This is a genomic window from Niabella insulisoli, from assembly GCF_039652435.2.
GTDB lineage: Bacteria > Bacteroidota > Bacteroidia > Chitinophagales > Chitinophagaceae > Niabella > Niabella insulamsoli.
In genome coordinates this window covers 1,455,738-1,480,375 of the sequence record NZ_CP190246.1, presented here as the reverse complement: position 1 = coordinate 1,480,375, position 24,638 = coordinate 1,455,738, and the positions used below count along the sequence as shown (strand labels likewise).

Genomic DNA, 24,638 nt, shown 5'->3' with positions numbered 1-24,638 from the left:
TCACTAATAAATAAACGCTTAAAACAAAAAGTATGAGCCATCAAATCTTCATCAACCTGCCGGTAAAAGATCTTAAAAAATCAATGGATTTTTATACAGCCATTGGCTTTCAAAATAATCCACAATTCACTGACGACAAAGCAGCCTGCATGGTGCTCACGGATCAGATTTACGTGATGCTGCTGACTTTCGAACGGTTTGCCGATTTCTCGAGCAAAGAAATTGCAGACACAAAAAAACAAATCGCGGCCATTCATGCCTTATCGGCAACCAGCGCGGAGGAAGTAAATAACATCGTGGACAAAGCAGTAGCCGCTGGCGCTAATGAATACGCGGACCCTAAGGATTATGGTTTCATGCAGCAACGCTGTTTTGAAGATTTAGACGGGCATAACTGGGAAGTTGTGTTTATGGACATGGAAAAAATGCCGCAGTAGTTTCCCGATAAATTATAAATGCGAAAGGCTCTTCAAAAAATTGAAGAGCCTTTCGCATTAAGTCGGTTGCTTTTAAACCACATATCCGTTGGGGAAAACCGCTCCTTTTTTGGTAACGATAATACCTTCTTTAATGACATAAAGCTCCGTTTCGGCGTTGGCAAGATGCGGGCCGCCATTCAGGCGTACATCATCGCCGATGCGGCAGTTTTTATCAATAATACAATTGCGGAGATAGACCCTTTTCCCTATTCCGATAGGCGGCAACCCTTTATTTTGATCATTGGCAATATCGTCGATCGTCTCGTAATAATCGCTACCCATGATATAACAACTGACGATTGTAGAGCCATAACCTATCCGAGACCGGATACCGATCACGCTGTGTTCAATTCTTGATGCATTAATAATACAACCGTCCGCAATTACCGTTTTTTCCAATGTTGTGCCACTAATTTTTGCCGGAGGCAGCATACGCGGACGTGTATAAATCGCTTTTGTATTATCAAACAAATTAAACTCGGGGATATCTGCAGTTAATTCGAGGTTGGCTTCAAAGAAGGAGTAAATATTTCCAATATCGGTCCAATAGCCTTCATACTGATAGCTCGCTACTTTGTAAGTGCTGATCGAAGATGGAATAATCTCTTTTCCAAAATCCGTTGCGTCAGGATGAATTTTTAGCAGAAGATCGAGGAGCAGCTGTCTGTTAAAAATATAAATACCCATCGACGCCAAATAGTTCCGGCCCTTTTGTTGCATGGCAGCGCCTGTGTCGCTCACCCACTCTGGCAGAATGTCGCGCGCCGGCTTTTCGATAAACGAGCTAATCATGCTTTGTTCATCAGCCTTCAGAATACCAAACTCAGGCGCTTCCCTATCTCCTACCGGAATGGTGGCAATAGAAATATCGGCGCCACACTCTTTATGGTTTTCGAGCATCTTATTGAAGTCCATTTGGTATAACTGATCACCAGAAAGAATTAAAACGTACTCGCTGGGAAAAGCAACCAGGTGGCGCAAACACTGGCGCACCGCATCAGCGGTACCCTGGTACCATGCAGGATTGTCGGGTGTTTGTTCTGCCGCCAGTATGTCTACAAAAGCAGTACTAAAAGCGCTAAAGCGGTAGGTATTTTTGATATGCCTGTTGAGCGAGGCCGAATTATATTGCGTAAGAACAAACATCCTATTGATGTCGGAGTTGATACAGTTAGAAATGGGTATGTCAACCAGTCGGTACTTTCCGGCAATCGGCACGGCTGGCTTCGACCTGCTGCTGGTTAGCGGAGCAAGCCTGGTCCCAGCGCCTCCTCCCAAAATCATTGCGATTACTTCCTTCGAGATACTCATACGATTTATTTTTAAAGTTTTTTCATGAATGGTTAAGGGCGGCTTTATCAATAGATTTAATTATTTCTCCTAAACTCGGTGCGTAGCTGCCATAAATGCCTTCGAAAAATTTAAGAAAGTGATTGATACAGTTCAATATACTTTGCAGCGGAGGTGGTCCAGCTGTGATCGATTGCCATAATTTGTTCCCGGATAGTTGCAAACTGGTTCGGCTTTTTTTCAAACAGTTCAATGGCGCGGCCTACAGCGTAGGCTATATCACCAACGCTTGATTGTTCCATGGTGAGCCCAAAGCCATCGGGTTCGCCGTAATCGATGACTGTGTCTTTCAACCCTCCGACATTTCTGACGATAGGAATGGTTCCATATCGAAGCGCATACATTTGATTCAGTCCGCAGGGTTCTACGCGGCTTGGCATCAGCAAAAAGTCGGAACCTGCATAGATAACATGGCTGAGCGATTCGCTGTAACCGATATAGCTGTTTACATAACCTCGCAAGGATTTGTTCATATCGGCTAATGCCGATTCCACATAGGGGTTGCCGGATCCTAAAATCAAAAAAGAAGTTTTTCCACCATACTGATAAACAGACTGGCTAATCGCTTCCGGCAACAGGTCGGCGGCTTTTTCATCTACCAGCCTGCCAATAAAACTAATCAACGGCTTGTTGGGATCGAGGCCAAACTGCTTTACCAGTTCCGTTTTATGAACAGCCTTTCCTTCCGCCACCGACTTACTGTCATAATTTTTAATCAGGTAAGGATCGGTTGCAGGATCCCAAACTTCCGTATCGATTCCATTGATAATTCCGCTACACTTGCCTTTCTCGTATTCAAACAACGCTTCGAGGCCGGCAGCCGAGTGGCGCAGCTCTTCCATATAATTAGGACTTACGGTAGTTACCTTCCAGGCGCATTTAATGGCAGATGCCATGGGGTTGATATCATTATTCCAATCCAGGTAACCCCAATTCCAGGTGTCGTAGGCTGGAATCAGATAATATTTATCCCAGCTAAACTGGCCCTGGTATTGGCCATTATGGATCGTAAAAACAGTAGGAATGTCGGCAAGCTGATAGCGGAAAGCATAAACATGTTTGCAGAAGAAGGGAATAAAGCCTGCCTGGTGATCATGGCAGTGAATAATATCGGGCTTGTGCTGCCAACGGCTCATCCAATCACAAACCGCCAGTTGAAAAGAAACAAAACGCTCGGTGTCGTCATCATAACCATAAATCTTTTCCCTGTCTAATACGCCATTGATATCAATCAGGTATAAATCAAAACCCAGCTTGTTGGTTTTCTCTTTAATGACGCTGTATTTAAACCAATGATTCCCGAGCGCCTGCCCGCCTTCGTGCACCAGCTCCCATTCGTTATCGTACAAAAATTTCGTTCTGTACATAGGCATTACCACTTTCGCCACATGCCCCAATTCATTTTGATACTTGGGAAGCGCACCCACCACATCACCCAGCCCGCCTGCTTTTGCCATGGGATAGCATTCTGCCGATATATGAACAATTTCCATAAATAATAATTGGTTCGCTTAAAAGTAGTAATATTTTGTATAAAACAAAAAACATTCAGTTTAATTTAAAATTTTTAATTACGGTTTATATTTCTACATTTACCAGCTATTGTTAAAACGATTGAAATGAGCACACAAACTACCAGGTGGTCTCAATTTGGAACACTGATTATCGTGTTCTTTTTTTGGGGCTTTGTTGCAGCCAGCAACGACATTCTGATTCCCGTTTTTAAAGAACAGCTTCATCTGCAGCAGTGGCAATCACAATTGGTTGCCTTCGCTTTTTATGTCGCCTATACCGTGGGATCCTTAATTTTTCTTTTTATCAGCAAGCTGATCGGGCAGGATCTTTTAGAACGCCTCGGTTACAAAAACGGCATTGCCACCGGCCTTATTATTTCGGCTTTGGGCACGCTGCTTTTTTACCCGGCTGCCGAGCAGGCATCGTTCCCGCTGTTTATTACCGGCTTGTTTATTGTCGGACTGGGTTTTTCGTTGCAACAAACAGCTGCTAACCCACTGGCCATTATTATGGGCGATCCGCGGCTGGGCTCTCAGCGACTGAGTATGGCTGGCGGCATCAACAATTTCGGAACTACTATTGGCCCTTTGATTGTGAGCTTTGCGATTTTTGGGTCGGCAACGGGCGGCAATGCCAGCGCCGACATTCAAAGCATTAAAATACCTTATCTCATCCTGGGTTTAGCGTTTATTTTAGTGGCGTTAATTTTCAAGTTCTCGTCTGTTCCTAATAAAATTAATCTTGACGAAGTAGCCGACGAAGAAAGTGAAAACAGCGCTAAAGTATTACACAAACCGAGCGCGCTTGCCTATCCCCAATTGGTAATGGGCATGATCGCCATCTTTGTGTATGTGGGCGTAGAAGTAAGCACTGCGGCCAACCTGCCCGAATTTATGAAAGAGCATTTAAACACACCAACTGATCAGATCGCTCCTTATGTGTCGTTGTTCTGGGCGAGCCTGATGATTGGAAGATGGACAGGATCGATCGGCGCTTTTAATATTTCCAATAGTGCAAAAAGCATTTTGCGATTCCTGATGCCCTACATTGCTTTTGGTGTTTTTCTTCTTGTAAATAAGATTGCCAATCATGACATCACGCCTTTCCCCGTGTATGCCTTAATTATTGTAGCGCTTGTCATTTGTGACTTACTGAGCAAAGGCAATCCGGCGCGGCAGCTGTTGATATTTAGCTGCATGGCTATTGTGGCTTTGTTGATTGGCATTTTTGCGGATGGCATGGTAAGCGTTTTCGCTTTCATAAGCGTGGGTTTATTCTGCTCTACGCTATGGCCTTGTATTTTTACGCTTGCGATTGCGGGACTTGGAAAGCACACTAACAAAGGATCGAGCCTGCTCATCTTAATGATCATGGGCGGCGGCTTTATCAGCCTGCTACAGGGTTACCTGGCATCGCCCCATTTGCTGGGTATTCAATTTTCTTATTTCACAGGTGTGGCCTGTTTTGCATATCTTGCGTATTATGCCATCAAGGCAAAAGCTGTTTTAAAACAGCAGGGAATTGATTATGACGTTAAGGCCGGGCCCGGCCATTAACTCGTTTTGATCAGCGCTTTGCATGTTTTGCTATATCACAATTAAAAAAAAATTTATTACAGAAATGGGCGTTTACGATTTATCAAAAGAAATGGTGATTGGAATAGATATTGGCGGAACCAATACAAAATTTGGATTAGTGAATCACCGCGGGTCGATCTTTGATAAAGGAGATATTAAAACCGATATTTTCCCCACGATAGAAGAATATGTGGATGCGCTTTACACCTCGCTGCAACCGCTGGTGGAAAAATTTGAAACCGACTACAAACTAAAAGGTATTGGCGTCGGCGCGCCTAATGGCAACTACTACACGGGGGCCATTGAATATGCGCCCAATCTCCCCTGGAAGGGAACGATTAATATTGCCGACCTGATTGGTAAAAAATTTGGTGTGCCCTGCACGCTTACCAACGACGCTAACGCGGCAGCGATGGGAGAAATGATGTATGGCGCCGCACGTGGCATGAAAGATTTTATTATGATCACGCTCGGCACCGGCGTGGGTAGCGGCATTGTCTGCAATGGGCAGGTGGTTTATGGGCATGATGGTTTCGCCGGCGAACTAGGGCATATCATCGTTCGCCCGGGTGGACGCAAGCATTACAGCACCGGCGCTCACGGTTCGCTCGAAGCTTATTGTTCGGCCACTGGTATTACCGTAACCGCAAAAAAATTAAGAGCAGAAAACCCCGATTCTTTATTGAATGAGATTCCGGAAGAACAGCTGGACTCAAAAGCTGTTTTTGAAGCAGCCAACAAAGGTGATGAAATTGCCAAAGAAGTGTTTCGCTACTCCGGACAAATATTGGGCGAAGCCCTGGCTAACTTTATTATGTTTTCTTCGCCGGAAGCCATCATTTTGTTCGGCGGCGTGATCAAAGCGGGCGACTATATCATGAAACCCACGCGGGAGCACATGGAAAAAAACCTGCTACCCATTTTTCAGAATAAAGTAAAACTGGTATTTAGCGAACTAAAAGAAGCAGACGCTGCCATTTTGGGCGCCAGCGCCCTGGTATGGGAAAAATAAAAGCGCATTAAGAATGCTGCTCTTCCTCTTATATAATTGACCCAAAACCAGCGATCGCAATGCATCTTGAAAAGACCTATCGCATCCCCGCGGCTACACGCATCGGACACGTTCATTTGAAAGTGACCGACCTGCAGCAGGCGCTCGCATTCTACGTCGATTTATTGGGATTTGAAATAACAACAAAGTACGGAACGCAGGCAGCTTTCATTTCGGCGGGCGGATACCACCACCATATCGGGCTGAACACCTGGCACAGTCTCGGCGGAAAAAAAGCGCCGGAAAGCGCTCCAGGCCTATACCACACAGCCATACTTTATCCCGAACGGAAGGATTTGGCCATCGCCTTACAGCGATTGATCGACGCGCAATATCCTTTAACCGGCGCTGCCGACCACGGCGTTTCTGAAGCGATTTACCTGGATGACCCGGATGGTAATGGCGTTGAACTGTATTGGGACAAACCCAAAGAAGACTGGCCGCTCAAAGCGGACGGCAGCGTGGACATGTACACTAAACCACTCGACCTGCAATCGCTGCTCGCAAGCGGCGCATGACAACAATTAAATTACATTGAACGGCGGCCTAAGGTCGATCAGATCTGTGGTTGGCATCTATGCAAAAAGGCAGCACCCCCGCTACCCTTTCAGCGGCAGCTTCATCATAATATCAATTTGATCATCATCGCCCAGCTTGAAAATGTGTTGATCAAAAGCGACAAACCCGTTCTTCTTATAAAAGTGGAGCGCCCGCATATTTTCTTCCCAAACGCCCAGCCAAACGTAGTCAACTTTTTCCTCCCGCGCTATTTCCAAGGCTTTATCGTAAAGCAATTGCCCTACGCGTTTTCCCTGGAAATCTTTCAGCACATAAATACGTTCAATCTCTAAGGAATGTTCCTTTTTTAGTTCGGTTTGAGCCGCCCCCGTGTTGATTTTTAAATATCCAAGAACGGTTTCGTTAAGGAGGGCAAAATAAAACCGGGCGTTTTTTTCTTCAAGCGCTATGGTAAGTTTTTCAATCGTAAAATTGTCCTTCAGATATTGCTGCATATCCGCTTCGGTGTTCGAAGCTGAGAAGGTTTCCTGAAAGGTTTGTATCGCGATGTTTTGCAACGCCGTTACATCGTGCGGTGTTATACGTTTTATTTCTATTTGTTCCACTTGTGCTTTAAAAATTTTTGCCCGTTGTTTTGCAACGATCGTTTTTATACATTTTGTGTAAAATGATGGCGCGCCTGCGGCGCGCCATAACAACGTTTATATAAGTTGCCCTATAACCGGAACGATAAACCGAGCGTGGCAATACCGATGCCATAGGTTCGGCAGCCGGAGCCATAAAAATTACACAAAAAATTTCTTGCTTTGCTCCCACTCTTTTCTTCCCAGACCCGGAAATACATGCCTTTCGCTATGATAAGAAGACCGAACCAGCGGCCCGCTTTCCACATAATCGAGCCCCATTTCATAACCCGCATCTTTATAATAAGCAAACTCATCGGGATGTACAAAACGCTGCACCGGCAAATGCTTTTGGGTGGGCTGCAGGTACTGGCCGATCGTCACCACATCACAGCCATTGTCTTTCAGATCCTGCATGGTTTGCACTACTTCCTCTTTGGTTTCGCCAAGCCCGAGCATGATGCCGCTTTTCGTGCGGATGCCGCCTTCTTTCAGCGTGCGGATCACTTCCATGCTGCGCCAGTATTTTGCCTGGATGCGCACCTGGCGGGTCAGTCGTTCCACCGTTTCAATGTTGTGAGAAATCACTTCCGGCGCCGCTTCCATCACCGTTTGAATATCTTCTTTTTTACCTTTAAAATCCGGAATCAGGGTTTCGAGCGTGGTGCCCGGATTGAGGGCTTTCACCGCTTTAATCGTATTATGCCAGATCTGCGCGCCGCCATCTTTCAGTTCATCGCGATCGACGGAGGTAATCACAGCATGTTTCACTTTCATTAAAAAAATCGCTTCGGCTACGCGCTGCGGCTCGTCATAATCCACGGCTAATGGGCGCCCGGTAGCGACGGCACAAAACCCGCAGCTTCTCGTGCAAACATTCCCCAAAATCATAAAAGTAGCGGTCCCTGCGCCCCAGCATTCGCCCATATTGGGGCAATTGCCGCTCTCGCAAATGGTATGCAGTTTATGGGTATCCACGAGCCCGCGCACATGTTTGTACTCCTCCCCGATCGGAAGTTTCACACGCAGCCAGTCGGGCTTTTTCACTCTTGTTGTCACCGGTAGTTCCGTCATGATGCGAAAATAATACTTTTTAGATGGAATGATTGGGGCTTTCGGCTGTAATCATATCTCAACTTCAGTTCCGCCCCTTTCAGGCTGCGGCCCCGCTTGATGCGTGGCTAAACCTTCCAGGCGCAGCAGCCCATCAACTAACAATACATATCGTCGTTTTGTTTAGCGACGCTACTTTATGAAGGCGGTTTTCCTGGCCGGCGCGGTTACAGCCGGTCCAAGGGGCTTTTAATTTGGCGCAATGCTGGTTGGGCGACGTGTGCATAACGCAGGGTGGTTTTAACATCATTATGGCCCAATAATTTTTGAATAAAAGAAATATCTGTTCCATATTCCAGCAAATGCGTGGCATAGCTATGTCGCAGGCTATGAATGCCCACCGTTTTGTTGATGCCCGCAGCTTTCATTGCGCTTTTAAAAATGGCCTGCGCGCTGCGCACCGAGTATTGGCCGCCATATTGCCCTTCAAACAGCCACACAGCCGGCTTGTAAGTTTTATAATAAGTGCGCAACGCCGGCAGCAGGGATTCTGGCAGGTTTACATACCTGTCTTTTTTACCTTTTCCCCGCTGTATCAGCACGCGCATCGCCTTGCTGTCTATATGCTCCACTTTAATGTTTACCACTTCACTTACACGCAGCCCCATACCATAACATAATTGAAGCAGTAGCAGGTGCTTGTCGTTTTTGACTGCCTGGAGCATTTTTTTTATATCCCTCGAGGTGATGGCCCTGGGTAACGTCGCCGGTTTTTTAGGCCGTGGGATATCAGCAAAAAAGCGTTCCCGCTTTAGTACCTGGTCGTAATAAAATTTTACAGCATTAAGGCGGCTGTGTAAATGGTTTTCGCTAAGCTTTAATGTTTGCACGCAGTATAGAAAATAGCTGCGCAGTTTTTCGGCGGTTATGTTTTGAGCAGGATATTGCTTAATGGCGGCGAGAAACTGAACAAACTCTACCGTGTAGGTGCGCATGGTATTGGGGCTGTAGGCTTTTAATTGCAGCTGCTCCGTGTATCTCTTTAAAACAGGCAAGTTCATTTCGTGCACCGTTAACAAAGCGGCTTTGGATATAATTTTTGGCGGCAGGCCAAACAGGGTGCGGTAATTGGCGATATCATTCACATACCAGCAGCGCCGGGAGGCACTCCAGCGGGCTTTGGTGTGGTGTTTTAAATGCCTGATCAAGGCCTCGTCTTTAGGAAACCGGATCCAAATGACGGCATTTCCCTTGTGGTCGCCCACTAGAAACTGATAATTTTTGGTAATGAATGATTCCATAGGCTTATGCGTATTTGGTATATTACAAAATAGCTTTGGGGGCAACTTCGTTTCACGAATATACAAAATACGCAATGGAAATAGGGACTTTTGCTCGTTGATTATTAGCTACTAATGAAAAAAAGGAGGAAATACGGTTGCCATGTAAGGATTGCGTATATTTGAGAGTAAGCCGCCATGTTAAACACAGACCAGACGTTCAATAAATATCAGCGAAACAAAAACGATCTTTCCAAAATAACCAGACAAAAAACTTCTATGCAAAGCACTTTCCATATTTACACCTTCGCGTTTCGTCGGGTGACGAAACACAGGCGTCTTACATGGTATTTGCAATAAGGCGGGCAACGAATAAAGGCTCGGCTTCAAATTTCTATTTATCTTTAAAACAAAAATCAACGCAAGGACACGTATTACCGCCTCGTCGCAAATACCCCGCCGTTGTGCGTCAGCATTCCCTACCATTCTGCCAAATTCAACGACAAATAAATATAGACAACCCTAAATTTTCAAGCAAAATATTTGTTTCCCAATTGGGAAATTTTTATCTTTGACAAAAAATATGAATGAAGCCAAACTTTGATATAGAATTATTTGCCGGAAGCAATTGAGTTTTTAGAAAACCTTGACGATAAAACGAGGGAAAAAATTTACTATAATATCAAGAAAGCTCAATTTGTGAATGACAATGAACTATTTAAAAAACTAAATGACTTTATTTGGGAGTTTAGGACTTTGTATAATAGCAAAGCATACCGACTTTTTTCATTTTGGGACAAAACAGGTACAACTGAAACGTTAGTTGTGGCGACACACGGAGTTTTAAAAAAGACACAGAAAACACCACCAAAAGAGATAAAAAAAGCGGAAGAAATTAGAAAGCAATATTTAGAAAACAAGACAAAAAATAAATAATTATGGCAACAAATAAATTTAAGACTGTTTCGCTTGACACAATGATTGACAAACACATTGGAAAGCGTGGAACCGAAAAGCGAGAAGCATTTGAAAATGAACTGAGAATTGATTTATTAGGACAAGCTATTAAGCAAGCAAGACAAGAACGTAATTTGACACAAGAAGAATTAGGTGAACTTGTTGGTGTTCAAAAAGCTCAAATTTCAAAGATTGAAAATAGTGTAAAAAATGCAAGATTTGAAACGATTTTGAAAGTTTTTGAAGCTTTAGGAGCAAAAGTAAACTTCAATGTTGAACTTAATCACAAGAAATTAGCAATCTAACAATATGCCGAACGCACAACATGGTATTTATGAAAGACGGGCTGAAAGTTATAAATTCAACAGTTGTACTTCTATTAAACTGTAGTACAAAACTGAACTTTTCAGCTTCGATTTCCCGCCCTTCATAAATACCCGAACCGTTAGCAGAAATAATTGGAAACACCACAAAGCCATGAGTGCGATACCTAACCTGTGAGTGACAACAAAAAATGAAAATTGCTACCGGTGGAAAATCCTGACACAGCACCATAAAACTGAAGGTAAGGCTAACTTGAAAAATTAAAAATCATGAAACTCATTTACTCGCTTTTGCTCGTTCTATTCATTTCTTTTTCTTGCTCCAAATCTGACGAGCACACAGCAGAATCCCAATACAGAAGCATTCATAGTACGTCAAGTATTGAAGAGACAATACAGGGAAAAACAAGATTATTGAATGTCATAGAAAATAATGAATTGTTAGATTCGGAACTTGCTGATGCAATTAATTCAAATGATTCGTACAATTCAGAACAGATAATACATAATATGGCAAATGACATTGCAAATCAGTATCAAAATTCAGGAATTAATTTGTATCAGGAATTTGAAAATGACGAAACAAGAATTATTCTTTTGGGAATGATTGAAGATATGAACGATAAGTACCTCATTAACCCATCATCTGCTAACATAGGGTGTTTTTTTACTGCGGTTTCAACCTTTATTGGAGTGACACAGGCTAGGAGTATTTGGAGGTCAATAGTTTCTGGATCTTATAATGTTGGCACTGTAATAGACGCTTTAAAATTAGCTGGCAAAAGAGTTGCTGGAGTATTGACTGTAGCTATTATGGTTTATGATGTTGGAGAATGTTTAGGATGGTGGGATGCCACTGTCCCTATAACTCCTGATCCCTCAGCAGTATCTGAGCCTACGAATATTAATAATATACCGATAGATTTTTTTCTTGGTAGTGAAGCATATTTTGATATACATTGGAGCAGCATTGTCAATTACTTACTGGGGAATGGAGCAAGTGATACAACTGAAGCCAATTCAATCATTAATAACGTTATAAGCTGTAATGGAGATCCGGCATATGAGGGAACAAGTATGATTGAAAGTTATTTTAACTCAATTAATTAAATTAAAATACAATATGCTGAAAGAAGTCATTAGGTATGTAATAATATTGATCCTCACTTTTTCTTCATGTGTCATTCTTTTGAGACTAATCTATCTTCATTTTAAACCCAGAATATTAGAAAAAATGAAATTTATAGTTAATGGTCCTGAAAAGTCAGAGTTATCGTTATATTACATTTTGGCACTTGGTGCTGCGATTTACATAATTTATATAAAGATATCTTCATAATAAATAGATGTTCGTATTTGTATTGCACCATTATTACATTCTGCCAACAATGCATTGGCTATATCCCGGTTGACGAACATATGCTCAACAGTTGTAATTCTGTTGAGCATTTTTGCTATTTTCAACTGATGAATATAATTTCCGGCACATCGCCAATGCTTGTTCGTTAGTGGCAAGGCTATGACGACACACACAATGAAAAACATACTGACAATATTAATCGGACTTTTTTCCGTTTTGACCACCTTTGGACAAGACAAAAAATGTTGCGACACATATGTTTACGAAGGCTATATTTTGACAGACCAAAATAGGAAACTCGAAATAAACCTAAATTTTTTAGTTCTTCTTGACTCTACAATGGTCGGTTCATATTATTATGACCCAAATTGGGGTTCATTGAAATTGGTAGGAAAACTAAACCCTGATTTTACTTTCTATTTGGTAGAGCGTGACAAAACAGACAGTATTACAGGCTTCTTTGAAGGAAAGCTAAATGCAGACTACAAATTAGCAACAGGAAAATGGACAGACGGAAAAAAACAAAAAGTTTTAGATTTTGAAATTAAGCAAGTAATTGGTAAATCTTATTGGGACTACATAAAGAAAAATCGAGCTTTATATGAATACAAAAACATTAAGCAAGCAATTCGACAAAAACATAAAGTTTTGAGCATTGACGTAGCAAGCCAAGGACTGAGCAAATTGCCTAATAAACTATCTCGACTTGACAAAATCGTTTCAATAAATCTATTAGGAAATCAATTTGAAACTTTCCCGACAGTTTTAAGCAAACTAACAACTCTTGACGAAATATCATTAAGTTCAAATGAATTGACAAGTGTTGGTGCGGAAATCGGACAACTGAAAAACTTGCGAATTCTAATAATGAACAACAATCAACTAAAAGAACTTCCAAAACAAATCGGAGAACTGACAAACCTCTTGTATTTAGAAATTGGAAACAATAAATTGACGAGTTTACCCGAAGAAATTAAATATTTAACAAGTTTGCAAGAACTTCACATAGAACAAAATAATTTGAGTGAGACGGAAAAACAAAGAATTAAAAAACTATTGCCGAAATGTATAATTCACTTTTGACAGAAAGAAGCCCAGCCACTAACATCGGTTTGGCAATATGGCGGCTGAAGCGCTTCTATGAAACGTTTGTGCAAGGTTCAACGGCAGTTCTTTAGGCTTATACCTGAGAGTAGTTGGCAGGGAATATTCTTCGCAAATTTTTCTCCAGGCGAAAAATCAGTCATGGGAGCTACATCCACAATGGATTGGAGTAAAGGTACAGGATATATTTACAATTGGTTGGAGTGTTTAAGAAAGGAAATCAATGCTGTAAATAAATGGGACAACTTATTAAAAGAGATTGAGTACATCAAGTTCGCTCCTTCGGATGACAATTCGAAATTCACTCACCAAGAATATTTGGAGTTAACGAACAAAATTGACCAGATTAAGTCAGCCTTAGACACTATCCCATTGTTGGAGGAGCGGCAACTCGCAGTCATAAACCAACTAAACCATTTAACAGAGTTAGCAAAAGACTTAAACAAATTTGACTGGAAAAATTTATTTATTGGTACAATCATCAGCATTATTACACAGCTCTATGTGTCGAAAGAGAATGCGACCAAACTTTGGACCTTAATAAAAACAATATTCTCAAATTTGTTCCTAACATAATGAATGTCTGCATCCAACAAGCGGTTTTGCAAGCCGCAGGATCCTGTGCTGGATTTTTCAGCGAGGCGTCCGCCAGACAGATGTAATTGCACTGATGCGATGGCTGGACCTTCGTTTTGGCTTAAAGGGGGTCATCATCCGCAATGACAATGGTTCACAGTTCATCGCCCATAAGGTTCGCGAAGCATTACGGTCAATGGAAGCAAAACAGGAATTTACACACGTGGCCACGCCTGAGGAAAATGCCTATATCGAGGCCTTTCACTCCATCGAGCAGCATGAGTTGATCGAGCGGCATTCTTTTGCAAGCTTCTAGGACGCCAAGCAGCACATTGGAAAATATATGCACTGGTATAGCCGAAGACGCAAACATGGCGCTATAGGCTTCATTACACCAATGCAAAAATGGGCACAGGGCTTATCCCGAACAGCTGTTAAGGCACTAATGAAGCAAGGGGCGATGTGCTTGTCAAGGCCGGACAGCATGGCTATGAGCGCTGAGTCCGCTTTGTATAGCCTTGACAAGTGCAGCGAACCGGCTTATCTTTGCCTGGACGGTGACCGGGATAACGATGAATTAGTAGCAAACCATTTTGAAAAATCAGTCCAGTTTATAAGGGGTTAAGACAACATTGTGTACACGCAATAGCGGGATAAGTGCATAATTGGAAGTTTTCGGCTTCTATGTCGCTACTTGCAAATTGATTTACTTTTCTTAAATTTAGCAAATAAATTTGCAAGTAGCTTAGGTTTGTACCAAGCTGAACAGTTCGCTTCCCTACTCCGCTACTGCGTTTATACGTAAACCGTTGCCTGCAATTTTGGTGAACATCCCAAAAATTTTAAATTGTCTTGACAAATTTCAATATGACAACTTACTTAACAAAAAAAGTAGAAGATAAAGTTTATCATTTTCGGGTTACTCCAACAGAAAACGGATTAGAAATTATTGAAGGACAATTTTATAAATGCATATCAAAATTATTTCAAGGAGCGGGTATTTCAATTGACAATGTTACAGAAAGCGATAAACTAAAAATTAATAACGAAGCACAAAAACTAATTAACGACAAACTAAACGAGGGATTTATTATAACTGACTTTGTTGAAAGTAAAGAAAATACATACGACGTATATGACAAAGCTAAATATCATTATGGTGGAAATTTTCCAGAAGAGTTAGAAGACTTTCAGGGTTTCGTTCACACAGGAATGTTTGTTTGTTGGCTAATTGACAATGATTTACTTGACGAAGATTTTTTTGACGACTGCATTGAAGATATTAAGAGAGTAAAAAACCGAGAGTTGACAGGTGCTCAATTTTACGAGATTTGGATGGACGGAGTTTTTTCAATTGAAGAAGTAAGTGAAATCGGAAATCGTTTTGCACTGCATTACTTTGACTTTGACACAGGAATGTATATAAACGACTATGAAAAAACATTGGCAAAGCAGCTCCCTACTATTTTTCACGTTCAAGACAGTTGGGAAAATTATGAGAAAATTAGAAAAGTAATTGACAATAGATTTGCAGAATGGAATAACATCAAAACTGAGACAAAACCTTGGTGGAAAATTTGGTAACGAAAGCCTATAAAGAAAAACTGCAGGCAACAAACGGTTTTGCAATAGTGCGGCTGACGAATAAATGCTGAACTTGGGTAATTCTATTTAACTTTAGTTGTAAAAAGGAAGCGCTTTAAAATGGATGTGTAGCTGTACCTAACTTGCCTCCTATATGCTCTTGTCTAACATCGGCACCAGTTCCCACCCCTATCCGGAAATAAAACAGTAGCGCCAATTTTTAACATTTTCCTTTTGATTTAGACAATAATCGCGTCGTTTATTTCGCCGCTTCTTCGCTAACTTTAGTACCACACTAAGATGATAAGTTTGCAACTGCTACACACTTGCAAAGCTACCCGATACTACATGCAAAATGAAAAAACCACATCAATGAATAAATTACTAATTGCGCTATTCACCCTTATCTCTTGGAATTGCAAAAGTCAGACAGTTGAAAAATTTAACTTTGGATTCGAAAACCAAAAAGCAGGAAACTCGTTGCCCGACGGCTGGTTCAAATGGGGAACCTATGATTTAACGATTGAAGAAACGGCCCACTCGGGCCACAAGGCAGGCAAAATTACGTCAGACTCAACGACCAATTCCTTTGGGAGTATCGCCTATAAAATTCCAGCCAACTACGAAGGAAAAACAATCAGGCTTGAAGGTTATATGAAAATAAAAAATGTTGAAAACGGAGTTGCCGGCCTCCTATTAAGAGTAGATGGAAATGGGGCCCCGTTGGTCTTTGACAATATGCAAAGCCAAAAAATTTCCGGAACCAGAGACTGGCAGAAATACACGATCAACCTCGAATATCCCCGCGACGCGGAACAAATCTACATCGCAGGAATCTTATCAGGAAAAGGAGAAGCATGGTTCGACGATTTCACACTTTACATCGACGGAAAAGATGTTCAAACGTTGAAAGAGGTTAAAAAACAATTTTCAAAAGCACGGCTGGACAACGAATTCGATAAGGGCTCTCAAATTAAGATAGTTGATTTAACTCCCAAAAAGATAGAAAATCTCGAACTGTTGGGCAGGGTTTGGGGTTTTATAAAATATCATCATCCTGAAATTGCCAAAGGCAACTACAATTGGGACTATGAGCTTTTCAGGTTGCTACCAAAATATCTTGAAGTAGCCAATAGCCGTCAAAGGGATCAACTTATCATTGACTGGATTAACGCACTCGGCGAAGTAAAACCCTGCTCAACATGTAGCGAAACGGATAAAAACGCCGTTCTGCGGCCGGATTTAAAATGGATTGACACACAGGAAGCAGCGCTTAAAAGCAAACTGCTATTCGTTTATAACAACCGTTCACAAGGCAACCATTATTATATAAAACCGGGGATGGTGGGAAACCCTGAATTTACCAACGAACGGCCTTATCTAAATATGCCCTACCCGGATGATGGATTCAGGCTACTCACGCTTTACCGGTATTGGAATATGATCTATTATTTTTTTCCGTATAAACACCTGATGGATGAAGACTGGAATAAAAAGCTAAAAGTATATATACCCGTTTTTCTAAACGCAAAGGATGAGCTGGCCTACGAAATGGCAGCCGTGCAAATAATCGGAGACATACAGGACACCCACGCCAACCTTTGGGCCGGAGCCAATAAAATTGACGAGTGGAAAGGCGCTAACTATCCGCCAGTACATCTTCGGTTTATTGAGCAGCAACTGGCTGTTACCGATTACTATCAAAACGACCTGAAAAGCCTGGTGGGGCTGAAAATCGGGAATGTCATTACAAAAATAAATGGCCGGCCTGTCAAAGAAATCGTTAAAGAAAAATCCAAATTTTATCCGGCTTCCAATGAGCCGACGAGATTAAGGGATATATCTGCAGACCTTTTACGATCCGACTCAGACCACATCGAAATTGAGTTCGTGTCGGGAAATGCTAGGCCGCAAATAAAAAACCTGAAATTATATCCGAAAGGCAACCTCGATGTGTACCGTTGGTATAGAAAAAATAAGGGCCGGTCTTTTAAAATGCTGGACAATAACATCGGCTATATAACACTTCAAAACATCAACAAGAAGATATCCCCGAAATAAAAAGCGCATTTGAACATACAAGGGGAATCGTCATCGACATTCGAAATTACCCCGCAACTTTTGTCCCTTTTAGCCTGGGATCCTATTTTGTTTCATCATCGACTCCCTTTGTAAAATTTACAAAGGCAAATATGAACAATCCGGGGGAATTCACCTTCACAGGCGAATTAAATATAAAAAACCAAGGCAAAGCCTACGGAGGAAAGCTGGTAGTATTGCTGAACGAATTGTCGCAAAGCCAGGCAGATTATACTGCAATGGCATTCAGAGCGGGCAACAATACGACCATCATTGGCAGTACCACTGCCGGAGCAGACGGGAATGTATCCACCATTTTACTTCCAGGCGGGCTAAGAACTATGATCTCGGGTATTGGAATAAATTATCCGGATGGAAAAGAAACGCAACGAGTGGGCATCATACCTGACATAGAAGTGAAACCCACGATTGATGGTATTAGACAAGGAAAAGATGAACTTCTCGAAAAAGCGATTGAAGTAATTTTAAAGAATTGAAAGCCTCTTTAGTACACCGCGGACCAACACCGCCGAAATTTAACTCCAGCTATAGGTCGATAGCAGCATGGATGCATGTGATGGCTGCCGGCAACAAACCCGACAAACCTATTAAACTTCCAGGCATCATTCATTTCGGACGCTGACAGCCTTGTTTTTTCACCAACCGGACAAACCCTTTGGAAAAGAAACCCGTAACCTGAATACATCATGAACAGACGAAAATTTCTAAAAAGATCCGCATGGGGCCTGGCAGGAATTGGATTGGCCACCGGGTTATATGCCTGGCAAATTGAGCCGTTCTGGTTAGAGTTCGTAAAACTTCAAATGCCTATACAAAATTTACCCGGTCATCTGGTTGGCAAAACATTAATGCAGATTAGTGATATTCATGTTGGCGAACGTTTCGACTATCACTTTCTCATCGATTCATTTAAAAGGGCTAAAGCGTTTCATCCGGATATCGTGGCCTATACAGGCGATTATGTCAGTACCCACAACGATGAAGTACCGTTCGAAAAACTCGAAGAGACATTGAAAAATGCTGTCAAAGGAAAACTGGCAACGATCGGTATTTTAGGAAATCACGACTATGGCGTTAACTGGTCGCAGCCGTTGGTGGCGGATCAGATTTCATCGATGCTTGCAAAAAACGATATTCAAGTATTAAGAAATGAAAAGGCAGCTGTTGGCGGATTAAACATTATCGGCCTGGACGACTATTGGGGCTCAAACTTCGACCCCGGAAAAGCGATGCAGCATTTCGAAAAAACGAATGCCAATATTGTATTGTGCCACAATCCCGACGTTTGCGACTTGGACGTTTGGCAGGATTATGATAGCTGGATCCTATCGGGCCATACACACGGCGGACAGGTAAAACCTCCGTTTCTTCCACCACCCATGCTTCCCGTAAAAAACAAAAAATACGCAGCCGGCCAGATGGAACTCAGCAACAGCAGAACCCTATATATAAACCGGGCGTTAGGCCATTTATGGCAGGTGAGGTTGAATGTCAGACCGGAAATAACGATATTTGAACTTCAAAAGAAATAACACCTTTGATCAACCCGACATCAGGCTTTGGCCTGACACCGATTATTGAAGGTATGTTAGACGATTTGAATGCCCTTTAAAACCCGCTTTTGCAGGTCGCTAGAAAGAGGTAGTTTTTTAAGACCATTTCAAACCAAACAAATGAAAGCCCTCTTATTCTTTTTATCATTTCTTCCCGCAGTCGTAGCACGCGGTCAGCAAAAACACGTACACAAAATATTTGACGTGCACCTGCACGGAAGCTCGAACCAGCAGCAACAAATACAAACGCTTCAAAATGCAGGAATTTACAAAGTAGCGCTGAGCACATCATGGAATCTGCAAAATAGCTATCGCGATATGCAGGGAATGAAAATATTGTTCGGCCTCATGTTGCCTTGCCCTGGCGGAAAAGTGCCCTACAGCCTGCAACAATGTTTCGACACCGGCCACGATTGGCCGCCGATCGAATGGGTGGAATCACAAATCAAATCCGGCAACATTGATTATTTCGGGGAAATTTTAAACCAGTATTGTGGCATCTCCCCTGCCGACACGATGCTCTATCCATACTACCGGCTAGCCCAAAAGTATAATCTACCAGTAGGGATTCATACCGGCGGCGCCGGACCCGGTCATGGCAGCGCCCTTTTTAAAATGGATATGGGTAACCCATCATTGCTAAAAACCCTGTTGGCACAGTTTCCAAAGTTGAAGATATGGATTATGCATGCCGGCGACCAATACTATAAAGAAACCATAAATGTCATGCGCCAACATCAGCAGGTTTACGCTGACATCTCAGTGATTTCTAATCCGGATATTGTGCCGGCAGAAAAATTTTCATTCATAATGAAGTCATTTGTCGATGCCGGCCTCACAAATCGATTAATGTTTGGAACCGATAATGGTGATATTCAAAAAGTGGTACAATCTGTTGAACAACTCGATTTTTTATCCGCTAAGCAGAAAAAAAAATTATATTATAAAAATGCCGAAAGATTTTTTAAGGGCAATTAACTGTGTTGAAGCTTGCATTTTTGCAAATTGTTCAACCTGCGCTTTATCAAAGTGGCTCGTGGTAGGCGCTAAGCAATTGACGGCCTGATTTCTTGCCATATGGCAATTGCCTGCTCAATAATTAAATGTATCCTTGCACCAGGATGTAGCTTCGGAGCATCTCTAAACTTTTGATGCAATGGAAAATTACAGCGCAACTATTGAAATCGACTCGACGGCATCTCAGGCGTTCGACGCACTTACTAATCGCATTTCACTTTGGTGGACGGAGCTTTTTGAAGGCTCTGCAAATAATGAGAGCGATCATTTCACAGTCCGCTTCGGCGGCGGTGTGTTTAAAATCATCGAAGTAAAAGAGCAAATATATCCTTCCAAATTAGTTTGGGAGGTGAAGGATTCGCTTATTGACCTTCCGGTTTTAAAGAATAAGAGTGAATGGAAAGGCACCACTATCAAATGGGATTTAACGCCCTATGAAAAGCGCCTTCAACTTCGACTTACGCATGTCGGTTTACATCCGGGCATTGAATGTTTCGATATCTGTAAAATGGGATGGCAACAGTTTACTCATAGCCTTCAATCGTTGCTGGAAACCGGTCAGGGAAAACCTTTCAGGAGCACACACATCAACTCAAAAAACGATTTTTAAAGCGCTTCATCGACACAACAACTATGCTTCAACCCAAAATTTCAAACCGGCTTTTATCTATTATAGATGCACTGCCTTTAAAAGACGGGATGCGCATTTTGGAGATAGGATGCGGCTCGGGCGTAGCCGCCAGAGCGCTTGCATACCGCTTTCCACGCCTTTATATACTGGGCATTGACCGTTCAATGAAAGCCATCACACAAGCCCAAAAGCGATCTGAAACAGTCATAAAATCAGGTCGTGTAGCGTTTCAGCATTGTGCGATCGAGTGTTTTATAAGGCCGGCCGGCGAACCTCTCTTTGACCTCGCTTTTGCAATAAGAGTGGGTGCTTTAGACGGCAGACATCCCGAAATTGAGGCGCTTGCGCTGCAAAATATTTCAAAGGTTTTAAAGAAAGGCGGTAAACTGTTTATCGACGGCGGAAATCCACTAAAAGCAATTAAATTAAAAAATTAAAGCATGCAGAAAATCGCGGACGGCCCTTTTGCGAAACTTTTAGGCACCTGGACAACCACTGGAAAAATTTATCATGAGGACAAAATACTTGAGCTGCGTGGCACCGACACCTACCGATTGATCGTTGATGGAAATTATATTTTACATGAAGCTTGTGTATTAATGGGGCCTGATAAAAGTGAAACCTTCGAAGTGATTTATCCTGCCGGGGCTCAGCAAAAAGCGCAGATGCATTATTTCAATTCGGAGGCGGCAAATGGCATCATGTCGGCAGAGATAACCAGTCATAACTTTGCTATTGATGGTGCTGGCATCAAATTCCGCGGACGATTTAGTATCGATTATTCGACGATCTCCGGCAAATGGGAGGTACAAGCAGCCGACAACAATTGGACACTATTTATTGATATTTTATTAGAGAAGCAGGGCTAATGGCTTCCGGAACGTAGCGTTTGCTTACCAGGTATTTTTATAAAGATGATCCTTTTTGGGCTTTAACACCGGCTTTAAAGGAATATACAATCCGTTGGTGGCGCCCAACCATTTCCAGAGTTTGATATTCAATTCTTTTCCCAACTCCTGGTATTCCGGCTTGCGGATTAAATTATTCACTTCATAAGGATCTTTCACAAGATCGTACAATTGATCTATATCCCATATTCCCTGAGATCGGATAAACTTATACCGGTCCGTTCTTACAGCAAACTGGCTGGGCGTTTGCGGAAATGCATTTTCCCAATAATATTCATAAAAAAATTCTTCACGCCATTTAGTATCCCTGCCCTGCAACAGTTTCACAAAAGAAGCGCCCTGCATTTGTTGCGGCTGCCGGATGCCGGCCAGCTCCAGGAAAGTGGGCGCAATATCAATATTTAAAACGTCCTGCTCAATCACAGTCGCGGGTTTTATGATCGCGGGGCATCGCGCCAGTAGCGGCACACGCATCGACTCTTCAAAAGCAGTACGCTTATCTATCAAACCATGTTCACCAAAAGCAAATCCATTGTCGCCCATATACACGACCAGCGTTTCCTTGTCAAGGTCATTCTCTTGTAGAAAGTCGAGCACGGCGCCCACGCTTTCGTCCACTCCCATCAACGTTTCCAGGTAATCCTGGTAAAATTGGTCAAAATCTGTTTGCCCGTGATACATATAATCTACACCATGCCAGCTATATCGCTGTGCCTTCACCCATTGGGGCACGTCGGCTTTGTTAAAAGTGAATCCCTCTTCATTGCCAACCCATTGGCCTTTCGTAAAATTTTTACTACTGTCTGTTTTTGTCATAAACATAGACACGGGGTACTGTATCTTAATATCTTTATACAATCCTCTATGTCTTTTGGCAGCGTTAAATTCCGAATGAACTGCTTTGTGGGACAGGTAAAGAAAAAAAGGCTTGTCTTTTTTAAGGCTTTTAAGCCAATCGATGGACAAGCCGGTAAGCACATCGGTGATGTAGGCGCCACCCGAATATTTAACGGTTTTCCCATCGATATTTAAGGTGGGATTGTAATAAACGCCCTGGCCCTGAAAGCTCACCCATTTGTCGAAGCCGGGCCGCGGATCGGGGTTATCGCCACCCATATGCCATTTACCGAAAAAACCTGTTTGATACCCTACCTGCTGCAAGTATTGAGGAAAGAAAATGAGGTACTCTGGCTGCGGCGACTGATTGTCAACAACTGTGTGCGTGTGCGCATACTGTCCGGTTAAAATAGATGCCCTGCTGGGCGAACAAAGCGAAGTCGTCACAAAAGCGTTCTTCAAATGCGCGCCTTCTTTGGCCAGCCGATCGAGATGCGGTGTTTTAAGACCGGGCACCTTACCGGTAAAACCCATGAAATCATAACGATGATCATCCGACAAAATAAAAATAATATTCCGCGGCTTTACATTGTCATAAGTTTTGAAATGAAGCTGATCCTTTTGCTGCCCCATCAACACGGCCGGCATCAGAAAAAGAGATATGGTGAATTTGGTAAAAAGATTCATTTGAAATGGCTTTTACGGCCTCAATATCCAGGATTCTGAACCAGTTTTGTATTGTTCATTTCTGCTAAAGGAATCGGAAAAATTTCATTCTTACCGGCTGTAAATCCTTTGTACGCCAAAACAGTAGCCGCCTGTCCCCAGCGTACCAAATCGAACCAGCGATGGCCTTCGGTAGCCAGTTCTTTGCGGCGCTCCAAATAGATATTTTCAAGTGTAGCCGCTACTGCCGGCAAACCCACGCGGGCGCGAACGGCATTTAAAAGCTGCCCGGCGCGAGTAGCGCTGCCGCCTGATTCTAATAAAGCCTCGGCTTCCATGAGGTAAGTATCGGCCAAACGAATTTCAATATAATTTTGAGGATAATTGAGTGGCGGCGGGCCACCGGTAGTCGGCCGGTAAGCCAACAACGGCGCGTACTTGCGGACAAACTTTCCGGTGTTTAAATAGCCGGGCGCATAGGTTGCTTCACCCAGGCCAACCAAACTGTCAACATCGGCAATCGTTGCCTGATAGCGCGGATCGCTATACATCAATTGCGAGAATTCGGGGATTATCGGACAACCGCCCCATCCGAAAACATACACACTACCCTTATAACTTCGAGGGCCCAGCATCGTTGTGGCAATCAGCCCCTCTACCTTGCTTGTATTACCCCAGCCAGAGGAAGCCGTGGCCGTATGGTTAAACTCCAGGATCGACTCGGAGCTATGCAGATGCTCCGGATTAAATATGTCTGCAAAATTATCCAACAGCTTATAACCGTAGGTATCATTGGCGCTGCCGGGTGTACCATTCACTTCCGCCAAAACCGAAGCAGCCGCCGGCCATTTTTCTTCATACAAATAAACCTTTCCCAACAATGCTTTGGCTATTCCGCGCGTCATCCGGCCGCCTTCCGTCGCAGCATCTACTTTGTCGGGAAGGCTGCCTTCAGCGATAGCCTCCGTCAAATCTTTCTCAACCTGTGCGTAAACCGTTGCCGGATCTACTTGCTCGAGGTTATAAATTTCTTCTGAAGTAACAGGCTCAGTATAGAAAGGAATGTTGCGGAATAATCTGACCAAAGAAAAATAATAATAGGCACGCAAAATTTTCGCCTCCGCAATATATCGGGCTTTCACTTCACCGGCCAGGCCTGAAATCTCTTTATTGTTTAAAATATTAATGATGGTATTGGAACGGGCAACACCCACAAAATACATCTTCCAAAAATCAAGCTGGGGGCCAATTCCGGGACTAATTGAATAATTGTTCAACGCCTGCAGATAAGGAAGATCAGAAGAACTCCCACCTCCGGAATAGCATTCATCAGCGCCCGCAACGAACACAACGAAATTAGCATATTGACTAACACCCTCCCAACTCAAGGGGTCGTAAGCAGCTACCAAACCGTTAAAAGCCTCTTGCGGATTTTTGTAATAGTTCTCTTCAATCTGAAGCGCTTTAGGATCAACCTCGAGGAAACTTTTATTACACGCAGCGCCGAACAACATGAAGGTGGCAAGAATAAGAACGTATATATTTTTCATTCGTAAATGGTTTATGTTTTTAAGA

25 protein-coding genes are annotated in these 24,638 nt (G+C 42.8%); 18 read left to right on the top strand and 7 right to left on the bottom strand.

The window, feature by feature from the left end; translation table 11 throughout:
• Positions 1-32 precede the first annotated feature (32 nt).
• Positions 33-437: a VOC family protein gene (locus ABDK00_RS06355; RefSeq protein WP_346239317.1), complete on the top strand. Its 405-nt coding sequence runs from the start codon at positions 33-35 to the stop codon at positions 435-437.
• Positions 438-509: 72 nt separating this feature from the next.
• On the opposite strand, the gene ABDK00_RS06350 is transcribed toward ABDK00_RS06355, so the two are convergent.
• Both ABDK00_RS06350 and ABDK00_RS06345 read right to left on the bottom strand, forming a co-directional pair.
• Positions 510-1,790, bottom strand: a complete 1,281-nt coding sequence (locus tag ABDK00_RS06350) for a glucose-1-phosphate adenylyltransferase (RefSeq protein ID WP_346239316.1) — start codon at positions 1,788-1,790, stop codon at positions 510-512.
• Positions 1,791-1,900: 110 nt separating this feature from the next.
• Positions 1,901-3,322 (bottom strand): glycogen synthase, encoded by a 1,422-nt coding sequence (locus ABDK00_RS06345; RefSeq protein WP_346239315.1) that lies wholly within the window; start codon positions 3,320-3,322, stop codon positions 1,901-1,903.
• Between the two features lie 126 nt (positions 3,323-3,448).
• Here ABDK00_RS06345 and ABDK00_RS06340 point away from each other — a divergent pair, with 126 nt between their 5' ends.
• The 3 genes from ABDK00_RS06340 (at position 3,449) to ABDK00_RS06330 (ending at position 6,490) form a co-directional block, all read left to right on the top strand.
• Positions 3,449-4,900, top strand: coding sequence for an MFS transporter (locus tag ABDK00_RS06340; protein ID WP_346239314.1), 1,452 nt, complete (start codon positions 3,449-3,451; stop codon positions 4,898-4,900).
• Positions 4,901-4,964: 64 nt separating this feature from the next.
• Complete coding sequence (locus ABDK00_RS06335) at positions 4,965-5,933, top strand: ROK family protein (RefSeq protein WP_346239313.1); 969 nt, start codon at positions 4,965-4,967, stop codon at positions 5,931-5,933.
• Between the two features lie 59 nt (positions 5,934-5,992).
• Positions 5,993-6,490 (top strand): VOC family protein, encoded by a 498-nt coding sequence (locus ABDK00_RS06330; protein WP_346239312.1) that lies wholly within the window; start codon positions 5,993-5,995, stop codon positions 6,488-6,490.
• An 81-nt stretch (positions 6,491-6,571) separates the two neighbouring features.
• On the opposite strand, the gene ABDK00_RS06325 is transcribed toward ABDK00_RS06330, so the two are convergent.
• From ABDK00_RS06325 to ABDK00_RS06315, 3 genes are all read right to left on the bottom strand, one after another.
• Positions 6,572-7,096: a GNAT family N-acetyltransferase gene (locus ABDK00_RS06325; protein WP_346239311.1), complete on the bottom strand. Its 525-nt coding sequence runs from the start codon at positions 7,094-7,096 to the stop codon at positions 6,572-6,574.
• Positions 7,097-7,276: 180 nt separating this feature from the next.
• Positions 7,277-8,188: a lipoyl synthase gene (gene lipA, locus ABDK00_RS06320; RefSeq protein ID WP_346239310.1), complete on the bottom strand. Its 912-nt coding sequence runs from the start codon at positions 8,186-8,188 to the stop codon at positions 7,277-7,279.
• Positions 8,189-8,394: 206 nt separating this feature from the next.
• Positions 8,395-9,468 carry a tyrosine-type recombinase/integrase gene (locus ABDK00_RS06315; RefSeq protein WP_346239309.1) on the bottom strand — a complete coding sequence of 358 codons (1,074 nt, stop codon included), beginning with the start codon at positions 9,466-9,468 and terminating at the stop codon, positions 8,395-8,397.
• Between the two features lie 594 nt (positions 9,469-10,062).
• On the opposite strand from ABDK00_RS06315, the gene ABDK00_RS06310 reads away from it, so the two are divergent.
• From ABDK00_RS06310 to ABDK00_RS06245, 14 genes are all read left to right on the top strand, one after another.
• Entirely contained in the window at positions 10,063-10,383 is a 321-nt protein-coding gene (locus tag ABDK00_RS06310) for a type II toxin-antitoxin system RelE/ParE family toxin (protein WP_346239308.1), read from the top strand.
• 2 nt (positions 10,384-10,385) lie between these two features.
• Complete coding sequence (locus tag ABDK00_RS06305; RefSeq protein WP_346239307.1) at positions 10,386-10,709, top strand: helix-turn-helix transcriptional regulator; 324 nt, start codon at positions 10,386-10,388, stop codon at positions 10,707-10,709.
• Between the two features lie 288 nt (positions 10,710-10,997).
• Entirely contained in the window at positions 10,998-11,837 is an 840-nt protein-coding gene (locus ABDK00_RS06300) for a hypothetical protein (RefSeq protein ID WP_346239306.1), read from the top strand.
• A 424-nt stretch (positions 11,838-12,261) separates the two neighbouring features.
• On the top strand, positions 12,262-13,170 hold the full coding sequence (locus ABDK00_RS06295; RefSeq protein WP_346239305.1) for a leucine-rich repeat domain-containing protein: 909 nt from the start codon (positions 12,262-12,264) through the stop codon (positions 13,168-13,170).
• A 57-nt stretch (positions 13,171-13,227) separates the two neighbouring features.
• Positions 13,228-13,767 (top strand): hypothetical protein, encoded by a 540-nt coding sequence (locus ABDK00_RS06290; protein ID WP_346239304.1) that lies wholly within the window; start codon positions 13,228-13,230, stop codon positions 13,765-13,767.
• A 94-nt stretch (positions 13,768-13,861) separates the two neighbouring features.
• Positions 13,862-14,083 (top strand): hypothetical protein, encoded by a 222-nt coding sequence (locus ABDK00_RS06285; protein WP_428400365.1) that lies wholly within the window; start codon positions 13,862-13,864, stop codon positions 14,081-14,083.
• Between the two features lie 551 nt (positions 14,084-14,634).
• Positions 14,635-15,351, top strand: a complete 717-nt coding sequence (locus ABDK00_RS06280) for a hypothetical protein (protein WP_346239302.1) — start codon at positions 14,635-14,637, stop codon at positions 15,349-15,351.
• A 372-nt stretch (positions 15,352-15,723) separates the two neighbouring features.
• The gene (locus ABDK00_RS06275) at positions 15,724-17,412 is read left to right on the top strand and encodes a hypothetical protein (RefSeq protein WP_346239301.1); all 1,689 of its coding nucleotides are present in this window, start codon (positions 15,724-15,726) and stop codon (positions 17,410-17,412) included.
• On the top strand, positions 17,400-17,927 hold the full coding sequence (locus ABDK00_RS06270; protein ID WP_346239382.1) for a S41 family peptidase: 528 nt from the start codon (positions 17,400-17,402) through the stop codon (positions 17,925-17,927). Before ABDK00_RS06275 ends, ABDK00_RS06270 begins: the two co-directional genes overlap by 13 nt.
• A 210-nt stretch (positions 17,928-18,137) precedes the next feature.
• A complete protein-coding gene (locus tag ABDK00_RS06265; protein WP_346239300.1) occupies positions 18,138-18,983 on the top strand; it encodes a metallophosphoesterase in 846 nt (281 codons plus the stop codon).
• Positions 18,984-19,124: 141 nt separating this feature from the next.
• The gene (locus ABDK00_RS06260; RefSeq protein WP_346239299.1) at positions 19,125-19,982 is read left to right on the top strand and encodes an amidohydrolase family protein; all 858 of its coding nucleotides are present in this window, start codon (positions 19,125-19,127) and stop codon (positions 19,980-19,982) included.
• 178 nt (positions 19,983-20,160) lie between these two features.
• Positions 20,161-20,631: an SRPBCC domain-containing protein gene (locus ABDK00_RS06255; protein WP_346239298.1), complete on the top strand. Its 471-nt coding sequence runs from the start codon at positions 20,161-20,163 to the stop codon at positions 20,629-20,631.
• A 23-nt stretch (positions 20,632-20,654) separates the two neighbouring features.
• Positions 20,655-21,089, top strand: coding sequence for a class I SAM-dependent methyltransferase (locus tag ABDK00_RS06250; RefSeq protein WP_346239297.1), 435 nt, complete (start codon positions 20,655-20,657; stop codon positions 21,087-21,089).
• Positions 21,090-21,092: 3 nt separating this feature from the next.
• On the top strand, positions 21,093-21,521 hold the full coding sequence (locus ABDK00_RS06245; RefSeq protein WP_346239296.1) for a hypothetical protein: 429 nt from the start codon (positions 21,093-21,095) through the stop codon (positions 21,519-21,521).
• 24 nt (positions 21,522-21,545) lie between these two features.
• On the opposite strand, the gene ABDK00_RS06240 is transcribed toward ABDK00_RS06245, so the two are convergent.
• Both ABDK00_RS06240 and ABDK00_RS06235 read right to left on the bottom strand, forming a co-directional pair.
• Entirely contained in the window at positions 21,546-23,084 is a 1,539-nt protein-coding gene (locus tag ABDK00_RS06240; RefSeq protein ID WP_346239295.1) for a sulfatase, read from the bottom strand.
• Between the two features lie 20 nt (positions 23,085-23,104).
• On the bottom strand, positions 23,105-24,613 hold the full coding sequence (locus ABDK00_RS06235) for a RagB/SusD family nutrient uptake outer membrane protein (RefSeq protein ID WP_346239294.1): 1,509 nt from the start codon (positions 24,611-24,613) through the stop codon (positions 23,105-23,107).
• Between the last annotated feature and the right edge of the window lie 25 nt (positions 24,614-24,638).

Bases quoted from the DNA above. Each gene is read 5' to 3' on its own strand.
- ABDK00_RS06355 (WP_346239317.1), top strand. From the start codon at position 33: ATGAGCCATCAAATCTTCATCAACCTGCCGGTAAAAGATCTTAAAAAA.
- ABDK00_RS06350 (WP_346239316.1), bottom strand. From the start codon at position 1,790: ATGAGTATCTCGAAGGAAGTAATCGCAATGATTTTGGGAGGAGGCGCT.
- ABDK00_RS06345 (WP_346239315.1), bottom strand. From the start codon at position 3,322: ATGGAAATTGTTCATATATCGGCAGAATGCTATCCCATGGCAAAAGCA.
- ABDK00_RS06340 (WP_346239314.1), top strand. From the start codon at position 3,449: ATGAGCACACAAACTACCAGGTGGTCTCAATTTGGAACACTGATTATC.
- ABDK00_RS06335 (WP_346239313.1), top strand. From the start codon at position 4,965: ATGGGCGTTTACGATTTATCAAAAGAAATGGTGATTGGAATAGATATT.
- ABDK00_RS06330 (WP_346239312.1), top strand. From the start codon at position 5,993: ATGCATCTTGAAAAGACCTATCGCATCCCCGCGGCTACACGCATCGGA.
- lipA (WP_346239310.1), bottom strand. From the start codon at position 8,188: ATGACGGAACTACCGGTGACAACAAGAGTGAAAAAGCCCGACTGGCTG.
- ABDK00_RS06315 (WP_346239309.1), bottom strand. From the start codon at position 9,468: ATGGAATCATTCATTACCAAAAATTATCAGTTTCTAGTGGGCGACCAC.
- ABDK00_RS06305 (WP_346239307.1), top strand. From the start codon at position 10,386: ATGGCAACAAATAAATTTAAGACTGTTTCGCTTGACACAATGATTGAC.
- ABDK00_RS06300 (WP_346239306.1), top strand. From the start codon at position 10,998: ATGAAACTCATTTACTCGCTTTTGCTCGTTCTATTCATTTCTTTTTCT.
- ABDK00_RS06295 (WP_346239305.1), top strand. From the start codon at position 12,262: ATGAAAAACATACTGACAATATTAATCGGACTTTTTTCCGTTTTGACC.
- ABDK00_RS06290 (WP_346239304.1), top strand. From the start codon at position 13,228: ATGAAACGTTTGTGCAAGGTTCAACGGCAGTTCTTTAGGCTTATACCT.
- ABDK00_RS06285 (WP_428400365.1), top strand. From the start codon at position 13,862: ATGCGATGGCTGGACCTTCGTTTTGGCTTAAAGGGGGTCATCATCCGC.
- ABDK00_RS06280 (WP_346239302.1), top strand. From the start codon at position 14,635: ATGACAACTTACTTAACAAAAAAAGTAGAAGATAAAGTTTATCATTTT.
- ABDK00_RS06275 (WP_346239301.1), top strand. From the start codon at position 15,724: ATGAATAAATTACTAATTGCGCTATTCACCCTTATCTCTTGGAATTGC.
- ABDK00_RS06265 (WP_346239300.1), top strand. From the start codon at position 18,138: ATGAACAGACGAAAATTTCTAAAAAGATCCGCATGGGGCCTGGCAGGA.
- ABDK00_RS06260 (WP_346239299.1), top strand. From the start codon at position 19,125: ATGAAAGCCCTCTTATTCTTTTTATCATTTCTTCCCGCAGTCGTAGCA.
- ABDK00_RS06255 (WP_346239298.1), top strand. From the start codon at position 20,161: ATGGAAAATTACAGCGCAACTATTGAAATCGACTCGACGGCATCTCAG.
- ABDK00_RS06250 (WP_346239297.1), top strand. From the start codon at position 20,655: ATGCTTCAACCCAAAATTTCAAACCGGCTTTTATCTATTATAGATGCA.
- ABDK00_RS06245 (WP_346239296.1), top strand. From the start codon at position 21,093: ATGCAGAAAATCGCGGACGGCCCTTTTGCGAAACTTTTAGGCACCTGG.
- ABDK00_RS06240 (WP_346239295.1), bottom strand. From the start codon at position 23,084: ATGAATCTTTTTACCAAATTCACCATATCTCTTTTTCTGATGCCGGCC.
- ABDK00_RS06235 (WP_346239294.1), bottom strand. From the start codon at position 24,613: ATGAAAAATATATACGTTCTTATTCTTGCCACCTTCATGTTGTTCGGC.